The sequence below is a fragment of the Enterovibrio paralichthyis genome (genome assembly GCF_019209835.1).
In the GTDB taxonomy this organism is placed as follows: Bacteria; Pseudomonadota; Gammaproteobacteria; order Enterobacterales; family Vibrionaceae; genus Enterovibrio; species Enterovibrio paralichthyis.
On the sequence record NZ_JAHUTS010000002.1, the window covers coordinates 376,445 to 392,681 of the forward strand.

A 16,237-nucleotide genomic window follows, 5' to 3' on the forward strand; every position below is an offset into this window, starting at 1 on the left:
GCCCTCTGATGAGGGCGTTATTTTTTCCGTTAAATACCAAGACAAATAACAACAACGATGCAGTCAAATCTGGAATTTCAAACAGATCGCCTTATCCTTCGCGCCTTGAGAAACGAAGACGCCGAAGCGCTCCGCCATGCAATATGCTCATCAGCCGAATCCATTGGCCCCTGGTTGGACTGGTGCCACGAGGGATTCGACGAAATGGATGCACAGGCGTGGATCAACCGCAGCAGACAAGGGTGGATAACCAGTTCAAGCTATGAGTTGGTTGCTTTCGAGCAAGATACCAATGCACTGGTGGGATGCGTCTACATCTCCAGCATCGACCGTGTAGCCAATATGGCGAACCTGGGTTATTGGATTGCCCAGGACTACCAGGGCCAGCAATATGCAGTCGAAGCAACTGAAGTGGCTGCTACTATTGCATTCGGTCACCTGCTGCTGACTCGTCTCGAACTGGTTATGGATCCTAAAAACAGTGCCAGCATCCGCATTGCAGAAAAGCTGGGGGCAACGTTTGAGTGCCGAGCCCGTAACCGTTACATGTATGACGGTGAAGCACGCGAAGGCTTGGTCTACAGTCTGATCCCGGCAGATATCGGCTTTTGATGCCTAAGCTTCCTGAATAGTCAGCCCAAACGAAAAGAGCAGCTCAAGGCTGCTCTTTTCAATGCTGTGTACTGAATCAGTGAAGCTTCAGTGATGGACGCAGTACGCGGTTAATGCGGCTTACCACCATCATCAGGCCGGTTTTAAACAGGCCATGCAGCGCAATCTGGTGCATGCGGTACAGCGAGATATACACCACACGAGCCAGGCGGCCTTCAACCATCATCGAACCACGGGTCAGGTTACCCATCAGGCTACCCACAGTAGAGAAACGGCTCAGTGAAACCAGAGAACCATGATCTTTGTAGATGTATGGTTTCAGGTCACGGTCAGTGATTTTTGCAACGATGTTTGAGAAACAACGGCTTGCCATTTGGTGTGCAGATTGCGCACGTGGTGGCACCATAGAACCATCAGCTTGCTCACATGCCGCACAGTCTCCGATAACAAAAATATCTTCGTCACGGGTCGTCTGAAGCGTTGGTTTCACCACCAACTGATTAATACGGTTAGTTTCCAGACCCGCGATGTCTTTCAGGAAATCCGGGGCTTTGATACCTGCCGCCCACACCATGATTTGTGCCGGGATCTTGTCGCCATCTTTGGTTGTCAAACCATCAGCTTCGGCTTTAACCACCATTGTCGCCGTGCGAACCGTAACACCCAGCTTGATCAACTCTTGCTGTGCAGCGCCAGACAAACGTGGCGGCAACGCAGGCAGGATGCGCTCACCGGCTTCAACCAGTGTCACTTTCAGTTTTGAGCTATCAAGATCCTGGAAGCCGTAGTTGTGCAGTTCTTTGATTGCGTTGTGCAGTTCAGCAGACAGCTCAACACCCGTAGCACCGGCACCGACAATCGCGATATCAACGGTACCGTTACCTGATTTCGCGTGCAGTTTCAGGAACTCGTTGTTCATTTCATTGCGGAAACGACGTGCCTGCTCTGGGCTATCAAGGAAGATACAGTGGTCACGAACGCCTTCTGTGTTGAAATCGTTCGAGGTAGAACCGATAGCCATTACCAGAATGTCATAGCTTAGCTGACGCTCAGGCATCAGCAGTTCGCCATCTTCTTCATCATGCAAAGCAGCAAGAGTGATCAGTTTGTTTTCACGGTCGATACCAGACAGGCTACCCAACTGGAAATCAAAGTGATGGTTCTTTGCGTGAGCGCGGTAGCTGATTGCGTCTACACCCTCATCCAATGAACCGGTTGCTACCTCATGCAGCAGAGGCTTCCAAAGGTGACTTGCCTTACGGTCTACCAGCGTGACTTTGGCGCGTCCTTTGCGTCCAAGGGTACGACCCAGTTTAGTTGCCAATTCCAGGCCACCGGCACCGCCACCTACAACAATAATTTTGGTCACGAATACGTCCTCACCATGATTTTAATACGAAAAACTGTGTTTCATCCCGCGCTCCCAAAAAGTGGCGTGATGATGGAAAATGTGTCGTCAGCCAGTTGTTTTTACAGGCCGGAAATCAGTAGGAAGTGAGGTAAAATTCGCCGTTTTCGGCTTGGCACATCTTTGTCATTAATTTTGTTTTGAGTGCCAGAGCGTTACTTTTTTTGATAACACCTCATTTTTGTTGAATCCATTATACAGCTCACTTGATCTCAATCAATTTTTAAATCCTTCATTCACACTAATTGCAGCGAAATCAACCAAAATGGTCGCAAAATGCCATCAACTGTCGCGCAGTCAAAAATGCCTTATGGGCGTTGCTGTGTGAAAGTATTCCCCTAACGCAAAAAAGCGCCGGGGGATGTCCCGACGCTTTTGTTTTTTCGCCACTTCTAGGCCTGGTCTTTAAAAGCCTTCATGGCTTGCAGGTGGTGGGAAATGCTCTTGAATTTGTGAGTTTGCGCATCATCCCAAATGATCTCGTAGTATTCACCGAGTTCTTTTGCGGTACGCTCGTTGTCCAACACTTCATCTTGACGGGATAGCACCACCATACAGCGACCCGCATTTTTACTGCGGAAATTCTCGACGCACTTGGTGGCAATATCCGCATACTCTTCCGGGCGGTCAATTCGCCCTTCCATATTCTCTTGAGGAAACAAGTTCGGGTTAAAGATGACCTGTTTGATACCGCTGAGAAAACCAATGCGCTCAGACCAATAACCACCAAGGCCAACGCCACAGATCAAAGGTGCTTTGTCGTCAGAAAGCTACATATGCTTGTTCACCTCTTTCAAGAGATGTTGCATATCGTGTTTGGGATGTAACGTGCTGTAGTTGATGAAACGGACGTCCGGGTCAATGAATTGAAGTTGCATGACCTTTTCGTGGTTGCCTGGGCTGGTTGAATCATAGCCATGAAGATAAATAATCACGGAAACTCCCTCTCGCTAATTACCGGCTTTAGCCGATTTATCTTTGCAAGGATAGTATCACGCAATGACGCATTTTTCCTGAGGTTAAATGGCAGGCAGCACGATAAAACTGAGATCTCAATTCATCACCGCGGTGATATCGTCACTGTATTCCTGCAATTTTCCACGAAGAGCTGTCCTTTGTTTCTGACTCAAATTGCGATCGAGTCGCTGAAGGAGTTCATAGCGGCGGGCAAGGTAGAGAGCCATATCGTTTTGATACTCAAGGCTTCGGAACGCCACAAGGTTAGCCAGATAGTTGTTGATGCGAACATCCAAATCCGGTGCGTGACGGTTTTCCAGCACACTGGCAAGCTCATCGATTAACGAGTCGCGTATCGCATAAAAAACTGCACGCATTTCGATCTGGTAGCCTGCCATTTCCAGCAACTGTGCCCGCTGCCTGTCGTTCAGGTTATCAACCCATTCCTCTGCCTGGTCTATTAACCTGTCCTGCCGGCGTTCGATTTGCTCTTGCTCGGTTCCTTTCTGGGCTTTTTCAACACGCTCTTCAATTTTGCTGTTAAGGGTTTTAAGCCAAGCGTCCGCCTGCTCATCACTGAGAGAAGAAATGAGATTAACCAGTGTAGGGGTCAACCCCTGCAATGAGGCCAAAGTGAGCGCTTTAACCTTTTCATGGTACTCCCCGATTTTCCCGTAGCTCAGAGGTTTTGCCATTTCAACGTTTAACTGGTTAAGCACCTTCTGAATTTTGGGCAGCTCCACGTTGCGGTGCCATTGATGAAATGCTTCCAAATCTCGGTCAAACCGCGCCTGTTGTGTCGGCGTCATATCAACGTAGTCAGACAGGTAATAGTCTATCCAGAAAGGCAGGGTGTTATAGGCGAACTGGTTGGCGCAGGCAGAAAGGAAAAAAAGTGTGAAGAGAGGAAGCAGAATATGTTTACGAAAAAGGAGCTTAAACGTCTTCATCTGCCTCTCTCCTGTGCAGTTAACTCTCCACGTACTCCATTAACTGGGAGAGGTATAAGTCGCGGCGTTCTTGGTAAAGGTCGTAGCCGTACAATTCAAACCCGAGGGCAAACCAGAGCAAACCCAGATACTGGGCAACCGGCAACCAGCGCTGACAATAGGTTTGCCACTGTTCAACATTTTCAATACGTCTATTTTGACAGTAATGGTTCACCAAGGTTTCAAGTTCGATGTCATTTGCCAAGGACGTCATTACTAAATCAAAGGATGGGTCACCCAGTGCTGCATATTCCCAATCGATGATTTGCAGTTCCCCACCGGGCTGGCGAATCAGATTGTAGTATCCCAAATCATAGTGGCACGTCGTCATTGCAAGGCTAGTTACAAAACGGTGCTGCTGGAAATACTGGTGCACTGCGCAGAGGTCGGCGGTTTTTGAATGGGTTGAAAGCTGGCTGAAATACCCCACGCCTTTATCGAAAGGATCAAATGCGTTCCCCAGCAATGGCAAGGCATGTACCTTTGCTGCAAGGTTCGCTGCCAATCCAGCATCAACATGCTCCAGCACATCGCCTTCCAGCCAGTGGTTTAGCAGCCCTTCAGGGTAAAGTTTTGCTGGTGCCCCCGCTAACCCCGCGCCAGATGCAATGCATAGCGTGTTGTACTCATCCCGCCGACTGAGGCCAAACGCTGCGGTTGATGCTGCTTGTGGCCGCCAGACAAACTGCTCGCCGGTATCTGCGGTCAGTTTCATGCAGCGGTTACTCAATCCCCCGCTGAGATATTCTGCGTGGGTAATAATAAAATCAGGCCGCAGTCTTTCTGCGACTGCGGCCATGTCGATATCGTCAAACTGCGACAAAATCATTACTCGGTGTATTTATGAACCGTCTTACCAACCAAGCATCGCTTTTGACTGTTTCTTACGGATTTCGGTTTCGTCAGCCCACTCGATCAGACCGGTTTCGAGATCCATCAGACGCATGGTCATTTTGTAATAAACATCTTCGTCGCTGCCATCGCGCTTGGTGATGCTGGAAAGGTTGCCGTAAAGCATGTACTGCGCACCGACCATTTTACCGAACTGAATCGCAGTACCCGGGTTGACCAGCGCATCGTTATTTTGGAAATCCAGTTGCTTGCGAACCGCTTCAACGCGCGTCATATCTACAAAACGGAACTTACCAGAATTGATTAGACGGGTGCTGATACTGTCTGTGATGGACTCAGTATCAATGTGTTCCGCGGTTTTGTTTTTTACTGACTCGACGAAGACAATCGGACGGCTGTCACGGGTGATCGCCGCAACGGCACCGGATGACAACATACTGTCAGTCATATCGACAGCGATTCTCTGCAAATCTGTTGAACCGAATTCAATGGTTGTGGTTTCCACTTCCTGCGCATCACCGTAGGTGACCTGTTTGGCACAACCGCCCATGATGAGGGCAACGCCCATCAGCGCAATAAGACTCTTTTTCATTCGCCTACCTGCTTTGTGTTATTTATTGAATATTGCGTAATGAGATGCGGAAATTCTTCGCATCCGGATTCAGCGCTACACCCTGGAGCGTCACGGTTTCACCGCCATAGACGATAAACTGACGCCATGGTGATTTACCGCTGTCCACTTCCAGCCCCTGTGCATCGTACCAGTTAAAGCGATACTGCAGATTCTGCGTTTCACCGCTTTTATTAGTTACGTCCACCTGCGCCAGCAGACGGTCATTGACGGTACTGGTTTTGGCGTTGCCAAATTCCAGCTTTTTGCCCAGGACAGAACTGCCGAGCACTACATTTTGGTTGCTGCTGTCGATACTGATACCCGCTGATTGATTGGCACAGCCAGACAACAGCAACACACCTGACAACAAAATCATCGCATATTTCATCATATGCCTCCTAAAATCCCCTTCCAATGAACCAGTTTGTTCCCCTGTCGTGATACCCACAACAAGGTGGTTTGTCCCGGTTCAATCGTTACATTTATATATTGTCCTTCTGCCTGAACAGAAAGTGGACCTTTTGAATAATAACCACTGAAAATACCGACGCTTTCCGGCAATGTCTGCCAGCTCCGCGTGTCTGGCTGTTCGCTCAGCGCATTGAAGATGCTCACCACCAAACTGCCGATACCACTTTCATCCTGCTCTGCCAAAGACTTGCGCATTTCATTTTTTGCCACAACGCGCAGGATTTGTCTCACCGCCATGGATGGCATGGCTTCGTTGAGCGCCTTCTGAGCCATGCGGTTAACGTTCACCAACTCAGCAGGTTTAACAAGGCTACCTTGCACCACCAGTGCTTTTTGCGCTCCAACACTCATTGAAGGGTAGTATGGCAACGCGACCGTGTGTGATTCCACATAGCCCCGGCTGTCGGTAAGCCAAAGAGGCAAACGCCAGAACGCCCTCGCATTCACAATGCCCTGCTCGTTCAGAATAACCAGCTGGCCTTTGTCTTTGCCCGGCGGTTGATAGTTGCCGTATTTTTTTTCCAGCATTGCCAACGCATCACCGCGCCCCTGACGATAGGCGATGCGCATGACAGCATAAGCCACATAACGGTTTTCCGGTTCTACCGCCAACGCCCTGGAGTAATCAATAAACGCGCTGTTCAGGTTTCCCTCTGCTTCATACAGCAACGCGGACAGGTAAAAAAGGTATGCGTTCTGAACTGTACCCAATTTGCTACCCACGTCGGGATAACGTGAAAGCACAGCGCCGACATTTTCACTGATACCGTTTTGCGTTGCAGTTTGCTGCACGTCCTCAAGCTCACGTTCACGGATTTTCCGTGCACGCTCCTGAACCAGATTCGCGCGCCGCACTTCCACCAGTGCACCTTGCAAATCGTGCTGCTGAAGGTAGTTCAGCGTCAGGTAAAGGTGGAGGAAACCCAGCTCATAATCCGCAGGTACGTAATCAATCATATTGTCATTGGTGACAAGTGCCCCCAACTGATTCACGCCATTTGACAACTGAATGATCGCCGCGTTTTGCTGCTCCGTAGCCGCATTGTCCGCCTTCTCTAACGCTTCTTTACTCAACGCAGGATCACCGGCCAAAAGGGCTATGCGGCCTTTTTCCATGCCATCGAGAATATCACCGTCCGGTGTATCCGGCAGTTCATCAAGCGCTTGCTGGTATTCGCCAGCCGCCGTCAGCGTATGTGGCGCCTGCAACGCTGCTGAATAATGACTGAAAAGTGATTGCGCAGATAAATTGGCGCAGCCTGCGAGCGATGCGCTCAGGCAGACAACCAATAACTTAGCGGGAGAGATAAAAAGAGCCCGATTCCGGCGGGGTCGGGCCCGTTTGATATAAGCGATCATTAACCGATGAGCATCGGTCCCAATGGTCGACCACCAAGCAGGTGCAGGTGGATATGGTAAACCTCCTGACCGCCATGGCTGTTGCAGTTCATGATAAGGCGGTAGCCTTCTTCGGCAATCCCCTCTTCTTTTGCAAGTTTACGCGCTACGGTAAACATACGTCCCATCGCGGCTTCATCATCAGCTTCGATGTCGTTAACCGTTGGGATCAGCTTATTCGGAATAATCAGGATATGGCTTGGCGCACGAGGATTGATGTCGCGAAATGCTGTGACGAGATCGTCTTGGTAAACCACGTCAGCGGGAATTTCTTTCCGGATGATTTTACTGAAAATGGTTTCTTCGGCCACGGGCAACTCCAAATGAATGATTTTGAATGAATACGTTGAGCCACCTCTGGATGCCTGCTTCAGCAGTGGCTGTGTATCAGTATGCTAGAGACCCGTGCGTTGAGCAATAATGAACAATGTTTTAAAAGCGCCAATTGCCTCAAGAAAACCCCACATCGCGAAATTGGTGAAAAATCACCCAGCAACCAGCCGGACTCATCAGCCACCTGTCGTTTATTAACCACTTAGTCAGCAAATTTGCGCATCACTTCAAAGAGTCGGAACCACACAGCTATTCAAACATAAAGTTTTTGAAATACTTGCGGATGATAAAAACATCAATGTGGTAGAAAGCAAATGCGTGTTCACGAGCCAGAACAAACGCATACCGCACTAAACCATTGGCACCAACATTCTATGAGCTTCTTTTCTTTCAACTTTGAGCTCTATTTTCAGGGGATACATCGACCTATGGTCGGTGGGAGGGATACAAATGGCTAAAAAACGACAAAGTTCAGTGATTCGACGCGTCTACGCAGGTTTTGCAGTACTCGCAATCAGCTTAATTGCCACCAATACACTCAACCTAAACAACTCACAAACTATCCATGGACAGCTCGAAACCGTCACCTCAGAAGCCCTCCCGTTCGTTAACCTCTCAAATGAAGCCAGCGTTAGCCTGCTAACCGCAGACAAGATTTTCAAAGACTATCTCACCAGCAGTAACGGTGCACAGAGCGAACAGGTTTTGCAGAACTTTGAAGCCGCAAGGGAAAAATTCGACAGCGCATTGACGAACCTCTACGACGCATCATCACAAAACGCAGAGCTTACCAGCCAGTTGGAAGCACTGCGCGAAGTGGAAAACCGTTACTTTGCTGAAGCGTCAATCGCCATCGCCAACTACCAGCGCCAGCAAACCGCAAAAGACGCCGGTGTGAAAGCCGCTCGCCAATTCCAGCGAATGAACACAGCCTTGGCGTTGGGCATGCAGGACTTTGTTGCCAACAATGGCAACACCACAGTGAAAATCATCTCTAAAACGTATTTCAAAAAGCTGCAGGAAACAGAAATCCACACCTCTGACGCACTGGCAAGCAGTAACCTGGATGATGTCACCAAAGCCATTGCAGAAAACAAACGCAGTGTGAACCAGTTGAATTACTCTTTCCGCTCGCTCACATCACAGCTGCCTGAGCTGAAAGAAAAATTCCAGAAAGAATTGGACGCATTCTCGCACGACGTAAGCCGTGAAGGCGGCGTACTGGACCAGCACTACATGTACCTGGTTGCTACCAAAGAGCTTTACACCAACATCGCCAACCTGGCCGCCGAAGTGGACAAAACCATGGCGATTCTGGAACAGTTCCGTGGTCAGGCAGAATCTGTGATGGCTGAGTCTATAGAACAGGCGAACGAGTCATTTGCAAACGGTGTGCGCCAGACCATCCTGATCGGTGTGCTGATTCTGGCAATCACTGTTTTTATCGGCTGGCACATTGCACGCAGTGTACGCAAACCGCTGAGAAGCACACTGACCGTGCTTGAGGCACTCACGCAAGGTGACATGACCAAACGCATTGAAGTGAACGAACACAACGAATTCGGCCAACTTGCTGACCACATCAACACCTTGGCATCCAACCTTCAGGGCATTTTGCGTCAGCTGAAAGACGCTGCCGAAGAGCAGGCGCAAGTGGCGGCGGAAAACCAGTCCACCACCCAAACCGCAAAAGCCCAGCTCAATGAGCAACGCCAACAGACAACGGCGGTTGCCGCAGCCATGACACAAATGGAACACTCGGTTCAGGACGTTGCAAACAGCGCCCAGCACACCATGGACAAAGTCATGGAAGTGAGTGACGCAGCAACGAAAGGCCGCGAAATCATGACCCGCAATATCAGCACCACCCACCAGCTATCTACACGCCTGGATCAGTCGGTGGCCGCAGTCTCGTCGTTGCAGGAAATGTCAGCCAACATTGAAACCATTCTGGATGTGATCAGCAATATTGCCGACCAGACCAACCTGCTGGCACTCAACGCTGCCATTGAAGCCGCACGCGCCGGTGAACAAGGCCGCGGGTTTGCTGTGGTTGCCGATGAAGTGCGTGTGCTGGCCAAGCGCACATCAGATTCCACATCAGAAATCGAAGAGATGATCAGCAAGCTGCAGTCGCAATCACGTGAAGCTGTTCAGGTGATGCAAGAGTGCGTGACAGAAATGAGCAACAGCGTGGCACAGGCTTCAGACGCCAACTCAGCGATGGAAGAAATTGAAGCCATCATCATGATGATCAGCGACATGAGCAGCCAGATTGCGCAAGCTGCCGCCGAGCAGCGCACAACCTCTGCCGATATTGCTCGCAACGTTGAGCATATTTCCTACATTGCCGACAACAGCTACACCGCGATGCAGGACGTTGCAGGTGCCAGCCAGCGTCTGGATCAACAAGCCGTGAACCAAAACGAACTGGTACACAAATTCACGGTGTAGATATTTCTTTGCCGTAAAACAGACAAAGCGGGCCCCGAGCCCGCTTTGTCGTTTATGGCTATACCAACTTAATCGTGGATGCCCATCAGCGCATGGGTAATGTCAGCCGCACTGGTTTCCTTGCAATGTCCATTGTTCATCCCCGACCAAAGTGGCGTGAACTCGTCACTGCCGCGCTTTTCCGCGGCGGCGCGCAAAGGTCCCATTTCTATCGATGCGTACGGAAAATACGGCGCATCTTCCCGCACACTCCCCAGCCCTGACATAGCACCGTTGACAATGCCCCGCGCTGGACGGCCAGAGAAAATATTGGTGATCTCGGTATGGTTAGCCTTGGCCGATTTTAACGCCTGACGGTGCAGCGCCGACGTTTTGGCTTCGTCACACAGCAGGAAGGCTGTCCCTATCTGTACAGCACTGGCACCCAGGTCAAAAGCCCGGACAACATCCTCCCGCGTTGCAATGCCTCCAGCGGCGATTAACGGCAAAGAAACCCGGGTAGAAACCGCCTGCAGCAGCTCAAAGATTGGCAGCTGTGTTGAAAGATCAGCGGTTAAAAACATCCCCCTGTGACCACCCGCTTCCACACCCTGCAGGATCACGGCATCACAGCCGTTTTGTTCCAGCCAGATTGCTTCTTCAACCGTTGTTGCAGATGAAAACACCTTCGCGCCCCACCCTTTGACTTTTGCCAGCAAGGATTCATCCGGCAAACCAAAATGGAAACTCACCACTGACGGCGAATATGGAGCAATGGCATCCGCGATCTCGTCACTGAATGGCAGTCGACTGGCTTTGTTGCCAAAGGTGCTTTCATCAATGTCAAAGCGCTCGAAATAGCCTGACAGTTGCTGCCGCCATTGGGCATGGCGTTCTGCATCAAAAGGCAGTTCCTGATGGCAAAAGAAATTCAGGTTAAATGGCTTGTCTGACGCCGCTTTAAACCTTTCTATTTCCGTAACGATATCGTTTTTACTGAGCATGCCGCAGGGAATGGAGCCTAAACCGCCAGCACGGCTGACAGCCAATGCCAGTTGGCTATCCTGCACTCCGGCCATAGGCGCCTGAACCATGGGTATCGCCACACCCAACCATTCTGCGAACGCTTTGCCTTTCATCTCACTGATCCTTTGTGATTGGTTTATACCCAAACAACCTAAAGATGCAGGATTCAGGTCGTTTGGGGATATCCCTCAATCTTGCACGTAAATACCGCCAAAACAACACAGGCCATTTAAGGATGACTTGGTGCTCAAACAATCCGACGAGCCAAACCGATCCAACGCCGCTAGAACTGTGATCCAGATTCACCTTCGCATTTTTGCGAATCATCACGCAGGATTCTTGTGGCATAAATCAAAAAGAAAGCGCTTTCTTTTCGGTGTAAGAAACAGAAACGAAAGCCAGACAGATAACTAAAAACGCAAAACATCGCTAGATGAACGACCACATGGAGTATTCACAGTGTCGAGCAAAATTATCAGGGTTGAGCAGCATGGAGCAGAGTGGCTCAGCCATTTGAAGCAGCAAACCCGCAATCGCGTAGAAAGTAAGATTCACGGCATTTGTTTTAGCCCTTATGTCGATGGACAAGGGCCAGGAACCCAGGTCACTGAAGCCCAAATTCACGAACGCTTGCAAATCATTGCGCCCTACGTGAAATGGATTCGAACCTTTTCCTGCACCGAGGGGAATGAGCATATTCCGCGTATCGCCAAAGAGTATGGTTTGAAAACCATGGTGGGCGTTTGGCTCGGCAGCGAAATGGAAAAAAATGACGTTGAAATGCAAAACGCCATTGCCTTGGCACAGGAAGGTAGTGCCGACATTCTCGGTGTCGGAAATGAAGTGTTGCTTCGTGGTGATATGTCTGAGGATGCGCTCATTGGGTATATCGAACAAGCCAAGGATGCCCTGCCGAATACACCCGTCGGCTATGTTGATGCGTATTTTCTATTCGAAGATTTTCCGCGCGTCGCGGATGCCTGCCAGGTCATCCTGACCAACTGCTACCCCTTCTGGGAAGGCTGCCCAGAGCAGTTTGCTGTTCCCTACATGAAAGAGATGTACCGCCGCGCCATTGCAGCAGGGAAAGGCAAACCCGTCATTGTGTCTGAGACAGGCTGGCCGAACGAAGGCATTGCCGAGCGTGGCGCAATCCCCTCTCTCGAAAATGCCCTTAAATACTTCGTCGATACCTACAACTGGGCGGATGAAGAGAACATTGATGTGTTCTATTTTTCATCGTTCGACGAGGCCTGGAAAGTCGAAAAAGAAGGCGCGGTGGGCGCGTATTGGGGGCTTTGGGACAAAGACGGCAACTTCAAATACAAAGAATGATTTTTCATGAGCAGCCAAATCAAACAGGAAGAACAAACAGGTAGACGCACAATGGAATACAGAAACGCTATTTGCTACTCAGGTTACCGCGAAGGACAAGACCCTAGACAAGGAATTTATCCTTCCTATCAGGAAATCAAAGAAGATCTACACATTCTTGCGCCAAACTGGTCAGCACTGCGCTTGTATGACTGCAGCACCCACGCCGAACTGGTTTTGCAGGTAATCAAAGACGAAGGGCTCGATTTCAAGGTGATGCTGGGCGCAGATGTCGCAGCTGAAATGAGCAACCCTGAATGCCCATGGGGTGCAGAATTCAGCGAAGAAACGCTGGAAAAAAACCGCCGGCACAATGAAGAAGAAATTGACCGCTTAATAGAGTTGGCGAACGCCTACCCTGACATCGTCGGCTATGTGTCGGTGGGCAATGAAGCCAGCGTCGAATGGAGCGATCATCTGATCTCCGTTGAAAAACTGGTTGAACACGTCAACAAGGTGAAGGCGGCAATCTCGCAGCCCGTCACCTTCTGTGAAAACTATGTTCCGTGGACAAACAAACTCGCTCCCTTGGCGGAAGCTGTGGACTTTATCTCCCTGCATACCTATCCGGTTTGGGAATACAAAACCATTGATGATGCACTGGGATACACAAAGCAGAACTACCTTGCTGTTGCTGAACTGTATCCAAATAAACCGGTGGTGATCACCGAAGCGGGCTGGGCGACTGCCTCAAACGGGCGGGGTATTGAGCCGTGGAATGCTTCGGAAGATCTTCAGGCGCAATATTACGATCAGCTGCTGGAATGGACGCGCAAAGAGAAGATCCTCACCTTCGTTTTTGAAGCGTTCGATGAGCCATGGAAAGGTGATGCGCACCCGCAGGAGCCAGAAAAACACTGGGGTTTGTTCAAAGTGGATCGCACGCCAAAACTGGTGATGCAATCACTCTATGGTTAACAACAAAGGGCGGATTGACCGCCCTTTTCTCTTCTCAAACGCCTGGTTAGAAATCAATACAGCCTTCTACCAGTACGACCTTCACATCAGAACAGGACTGACGCAGTGCCTTCCAAGGTTTGTATTCTTCCGAGTTATACCAGAGTTTGTATTGCTCGATACTGGTAAATTCATGCACAACCATACGCGTGCTCTCCCATTCACCTTCCAGTGCTTCACCCACTGCACCTTTTACCAGAAATCGGCCACCATATTGCTCAATAGTCGGGATATGTCCTTTCACGTACTCAGCAAACTTGGTTTGATCGGAAATATTCAAGATATTGACGATGCCATACGCTTTTTTCATGGTTCTGCGTCCATCGGACTACGATGCGATCCAGCTTAGACCGACGAGTCCTTTTTCGGGATAAATGTTGCTACCTGACCAGTCTCATTGGCACAAAACGGATACCGTTAAACGCCGCTTCATCCCCTGTTGTCTCAAAGCCCTGAGATGCATAAAACGACGATGCATTCAGCGAAGATCGAAGTGAAATTTCTTTAGCCTCAGTAGTTGCCAATACATGATTCAGCAGCGTTTTACCCAGCCCAGCGCCTTGCGCGGACTTGGATACAAAAAGGTGTGTCAGGTAGTTCCCTTCCCGCAGCGCAGCAAAGCCGATGACAACATCGTCGTTCAAGGCGATCACAGTGTAAAAACGTGAGTCATCGAAGGTAGTGGCGAGATCTGGCAATACGCGAGATTTATACTCTTCTTGCCCCTGTTCATTGAGCAATGGCATCACATCGAGTTTTGACACCGCGTTAACCAGTTGCTGCACAGCTTCCAAATCCTTCAACACTACTTTGCGGATTTCCATTCCCACTCCTTAGAACTTGGCTTTTATCTTCCGGACAAACTTATCGACTTTCTCCGTGCTCGCCTTTTCTGCGTTATAGAGCGACAGGAAAGTCACCCGGCAATCTTTCGCACACGCGCCTAAAATTGCGGTTTTCAACACACGTTTTACCGGTTTGCGCATCACCAGGTTATCTACCCACCAAGGCGATCCAAGTGTCGTCACCACTTTCACTTCTTTCAGGCGGTGTAACCTCGGTTTGATTGCACCAAGCGCGGCATCATGATCATAGGCATAGCCCGGCGCCCATACCCGGTCAATCCAGCCCTTTAGCATCGCGGGAAAGCTAAACCACCAGGTCGGAAAAACAAGCACCAGCGACTCGGCTTCAACCAACTGCTCCAGCTCCTTGTTAAGCTGGCTTCGGTCAAAATTGTCGGCATAGTAGCTCTGTCTTTCCTGCGCACTCAACACAGGATCAAAGCTCTCTTCGTAAAGGTCAAGCAAGGTAATGTCATAACCTTTGCCTTCAAGATGCTCGATGGTCTGTTGGCAAAGATGGCTGCACAGGCTTTCTTTTAACGGGTGCGATAGCACCACTAGACACTTCATGTCCCACTCCCTGTCAAACATTGCGACACTCAGGCTGAACATAGCAACCTATGAAGTCAAACATTCCAGCGGCTGATTTATGGTGAAATGGATACTTTAAGACTCCGATCACGCCAGCACATCAAACCTCAATGCTCCTGATTTTATTCAAAGAAAATGCAAAGGTGATAGTTGGCCTGTTGGCATTAATTCGAGAAAGAAGATGAAATAAAAGCCCTTTTCCTCTATCATCCTGCCGCCTGAGCGCAAGCGTTTGCTTTTTTCTCACATTCCTTGCCAACAGGCGCCAATCCGATATTTTAGCTATGGAGGGACGCCTTAATGACCACACTAACAATTACTCGCCCTGACGACTGGCATGTTCACCTGCGCGATGGTGAAGTACTTACCGATACCGTCCGCGATATCAGCCGCTACAATGGTCGCGCGCTCATCATGCCGAACACAGTTCCTCCTGTTACCAACACCGAAATGGCGCTTGCTTACCGCGAACGCATCATGGCGCAAAAGCCTTCTGAGCAATTTGAACCTCTTATGTCGCTCTACCTGACCGACAACACTTCTGCTGATGAAATCCGCAAAGCCAAGGCTTCTGGTGCCGTGGTTGCCGCAAAGCTGTATCCGGCAGGCGCGACAACCAACTCCGACTCCGGCGTGACCAATGCGAAGAACATCTACCCTGTTCTGGAAGCAATGGAAGAAGTGGGCATGTTGCTGCTGGTTCACGGTGAAGTGACAACCCACGATGTTGATATCTTCGACCGCGAGAAAGAATTCCTCGAGACCGTTCTGGCACCTATCGTAAACGACTTCCCTAACCTGAAAATCGTTCTTGAGCACATCACCACTGCTGATGCCGCGAACTTCGTAAAAAACGCGAACGAGAATGTTGCTGCGACGATTACTGCGCATCACCTGATGTACAACCGCAACCACATGCTGGTTGGCGGCATCAAACCGCACTTCTACTGTCTGCCAATCCTGAAGCGCAACACGCACCAGAAAGCACTGGTTGAAGCCGCAACGAGCGGCAGCAAGAAATTCTTCCTGGGCACGGATTCCGCACCTCACGCAAAAGGTGCCAAAGAGTCTGCCTGTGGCTGTGCTGGTTCTTACACCGCTCACGCAGCGCTGGAGCTTTATGCAGAAGTGTTTGAACAGGAAGGTAAGCTGGAAAACCTGGAAGCCTTCGCAAGCCACAATGGCCCGGATTTCTACGGTATTGCGCGCAACAGTGACACTGTGACACTGACCAAAGAAGAATGGCCAGTACCGCAAACCATGCCATTTGGTTCAGATGTTATCGTGCCAATCCGCGCCGGTGAAAGCATTAGCTGGAAAGTAAAATAACTGCCATTTGACCCAAGCGTTAGAATTGAAAACCCAGCTGAACGCTGGG

At 49.9% G+C, this 16,237-nt stretch carries 16 protein-coding genes and 1 pseudogene; 5 read left to right on the forward strand and 12 right to left on the reverse strand.

The window, feature by feature from the left end:
- Positions 1-57: 57 nt before the first annotated feature.
- Entirely contained in the window at positions 58-612 is a 555-nt protein-coding gene (locus KU854_RS04035) for a GNAT family N-acetyltransferase (protein ID WP_218357179.1), read from the forward strand.
- Positions 613-688: 76 nt separating this feature from the next.
- Here the strand turns inward: KU854_RS04035 and KU854_RS04040 are convergent, their stop codons facing one another.
- The 8 genes and pseudogenes from KU854_RS04040 to hinT all read right to left on the reverse strand — a co-directional run bounded on the left by KU854_RS04040 (position 689) and on the right by hinT (position 7,611).
- Positions 689-1,981: an NAD(P)/FAD-dependent oxidoreductase gene (locus tag KU854_RS04040; RefSeq protein WP_218357180.1), complete on the reverse strand. Its 1,293-nt coding sequence runs from the start codon at positions 1,979-1,981 to the stop codon at positions 689-691.
- Positions 1,982-2,412: 431 nt separating this feature from the next.
- Positions 2,413-2,955: pseudogene (gene ycfP, locus KU854_RS04045) on the reverse strand (alpha/beta hydrolase YcfP).
- Positions 2,956-3,072: 117 nt separating this feature from the next.
- A complete protein-coding gene (locus KU854_RS04050) occupies positions 3,073-3,927 on the reverse strand; it encodes a DUF6279 family lipoprotein (protein WP_218357181.1) in 855 nt (284 codons plus the stop codon).
- 19 nt (positions 3,928-3,946) lie between these two features.
- Positions 3,947-4,795, reverse strand: a complete 849-nt coding sequence (locus tag KU854_RS04055) for a phosphotransferase (protein WP_255555388.1) — start codon at positions 4,793-4,795, stop codon at positions 3,947-3,949.
- 24 nt (positions 4,796-4,819) lie between these two features.
- A complete protein-coding gene (gene lpoB, locus KU854_RS04060) occupies positions 4,820-5,410 on the reverse strand; it encodes a penicillin-binding protein activator LpoB (protein ID WP_218357183.1) in 591 nt (196 codons plus the stop codon).
- A 22-nt stretch (positions 5,411-5,432) separates the two neighbouring features.
- Positions 5,433-5,819 (reverse strand): YcfL family putative periplasmic lipoprotein, encoded by a 387-nt coding sequence (locus KU854_RS04065; RefSeq protein ID WP_054779009.1) that lies wholly within the window; start codon positions 5,817-5,819, stop codon positions 5,433-5,435.
- Positions 5,819-7,261, reverse strand: a complete 1,443-nt coding sequence (locus KU854_RS04070; RefSeq protein WP_418885834.1) for a COG3014 family protein — start codon at positions 7,259-7,261, stop codon at positions 5,819-5,821. Before KU854_RS04070 ends, KU854_RS04065 begins: the two co-directional genes overlap by 1 nt.
- Entirely contained in the window at positions 7,261-7,611 is a 351-nt protein-coding gene (gene hinT, locus KU854_RS04075; protein ID WP_054779007.1) for a purine nucleoside phosphoramidase, read from the reverse strand. The genes KU854_RS04070 and hinT overlap by 1 nt, the downstream gene beginning before the upstream one ends.
- 472 nt (positions 7,612-8,083) lie before the next feature.
- Here hinT and KU854_RS04080 point away from each other — a divergent pair, with 472 nt between their 5' ends.
- Positions 8,084-10,087 (forward strand): methyl-accepting chemotaxis protein, encoded by a 2,004-nt coding sequence (locus KU854_RS04080; RefSeq protein ID WP_218357184.1) that lies wholly within the window; start codon positions 8,084-8,086, stop codon positions 10,085-10,087.
- 68 nt (positions 10,088-10,155) lie between these two features.
- Here the strand turns inward: KU854_RS04080 and KU854_RS04085 are convergent, their stop codons facing one another.
- Complete coding sequence (locus KU854_RS04085) at positions 10,156-11,205, reverse strand: NAD(P)H-dependent flavin oxidoreductase (protein WP_218357185.1); 1,050 nt, start codon at positions 11,203-11,205, stop codon at positions 10,156-10,158.
- 346 nt (positions 11,206-11,551) lie between these two features.
- Here KU854_RS04085 and KU854_RS04090 point away from each other — a divergent pair, with 346 nt between their 5' ends.
- A complete protein-coding gene (locus KU854_RS04090) occupies positions 11,552-12,427 on the forward strand; it encodes a glycoside hydrolase family 17 protein (protein WP_218357186.1) in 876 nt (291 codons plus the stop codon).
- A 51-nt stretch (positions 12,428-12,478) separates the two neighbouring features.
- Positions 12,479-13,384, forward strand: coding sequence for a glycoside hydrolase family 17 protein (locus tag KU854_RS04095; RefSeq protein ID WP_218357187.1), 906 nt, complete (start codon positions 12,479-12,481; stop codon positions 13,382-13,384).
- 46 nt (positions 13,385-13,430) lie between these two features.
- Here KU854_RS04095 and KU854_RS04100 read toward each other — a convergent pair whose 3' ends face one another.
- The 3 genes from KU854_RS04100 to KU854_RS04110 all read right to left on the reverse strand — a co-directional run bounded on the left by KU854_RS04100 (position 13,431) and on the right by KU854_RS04110 (position 14,838).
- On the reverse strand, positions 13,431-13,733 hold the full coding sequence (locus KU854_RS04100; RefSeq protein ID WP_218357188.1) for a DUF1330 domain-containing protein: 303 nt from the start codon (positions 13,731-13,733) through the stop codon (positions 13,431-13,433).
- A 70-nt stretch (positions 13,734-13,803) separates the two neighbouring features.
- Positions 13,804-14,247 carry a GNAT family N-acetyltransferase gene (locus KU854_RS04105; RefSeq protein WP_218357189.1) on the reverse strand — a complete coding sequence of 148 codons (444 nt, stop codon included), beginning with the start codon at positions 14,245-14,247 and terminating at the stop codon, positions 13,804-13,806.
- 9 nt (positions 14,248-14,256) lie between these two features.
- The gene (locus KU854_RS04110) at positions 14,257-14,838 is read right to left on the reverse strand and encodes an NAD(P)H-dependent oxidoreductase (RefSeq protein ID WP_218357190.1); all 582 of its coding nucleotides are present in this window, start codon (positions 14,836-14,838) and stop codon (positions 14,257-14,259) included.
- Between the two features lie 321 nt (positions 14,839-15,159).
- Between KU854_RS04110 and pyrC the strand changes: the two genes are divergently transcribed.
- The gene (gene pyrC, locus KU854_RS04115; protein ID WP_218357191.1) at positions 15,160-16,188 is read left to right on the forward strand and encodes a dihydroorotase; all 1,029 of its coding nucleotides are present in this window, start codon (positions 15,160-15,162) and stop codon (positions 16,186-16,188) included.
- Positions 16,189-16,237 lie beyond the last annotated feature (49 nt).

What these genes read in the sequence shown, in the direction of transcription:
- KU854_RS04105 (WP_218357189.1), bottom strand. Translation starts at nt 14,247, where the DNA reads ATGGAAATCCGCAAAGTAGTGTTGAAGGATTTGGAAGCTGTGCAGCAA.
- KU854_RS04110 (WP_218357190.1), bottom strand. Translation starts at nt 14,838, where the DNA reads ATGAAGTGTCTAGTGGTGCTATCGCACCCGTTAAAAGAAAGCCTGTGC.
- lpoB (WP_218357183.1), bottom strand. Translation starts at nt 5,410, where the DNA reads ATGAAAAAGAGTCTTATTGCGCTGATGGGCGTTGCCCTCATCATGGGC.
- KU854_RS04065 (WP_054779009.1), bottom strand. Translation starts at nt 5,819, where the DNA reads ATGAAATATGCGATGATTTTGTTGTCAGGTGTGTTGCTGTTGTCTGGC.
- KU854_RS04070 (WP_418885834.1), bottom strand. Translation starts at nt 7,261, where the DNA reads ATGATCGCTTATATCAAACGGGCCCGACCCCGCCGGAATCGGGCTCTT.
- KU854_RS04035 (WP_218357179.1), top strand. Translation starts at nt 58, where the DNA reads ATGCAGTCAAATCTGGAATTTCAAACAGATCGCCTTATCCTTCGCGCC.
- KU854_RS04080 (WP_218357184.1), top strand. Translation starts at nt 8,084, where the DNA reads ATGGCTAAAAAACGACAAAGTTCAGTGATTCGACGCGTCTACGCAGGT.
- KU854_RS04055 (WP_255555388.1), bottom strand. Translation starts at nt 4,795, where the DNA reads ATGATTTTGTCGCAGTTTGACGATATCGACATGGCCGCAGTCGCAGAA.
- KU854_RS04100 (WP_218357188.1), bottom strand. Translation starts at nt 13,733, where the DNA reads ATGAAAAAAGCGTATGGCATCGTCAATATCTTGAATATTTCCGATCAA.
- pyrC (WP_218357191.1), top strand. Translation starts at nt 15,160, where the DNA reads ATGACCACACTAACAATTACTCGCCCTGACGACTGGCATGTTCACCTG.
- KU854_RS04050 (WP_218357181.1), bottom strand. Translation starts at nt 3,927, where the DNA reads ATGAAGACGTTTAAGCTCCTTTTTCGTAAACATATTCTGCTTCCTCTC.
- KU854_RS04085 (WP_218357185.1), bottom strand. Translation starts at nt 11,205, where the DNA reads ATGAAAGGCAAAGCGTTCGCAGAATGGTTGGGTGTGGCGATACCCATG.
- KU854_RS04095 (WP_218357187.1), top strand. Translation starts at nt 12,479, where the DNA reads ATGGAATACAGAAACGCTATTTGCTACTCAGGTTACCGCGAAGGACAA.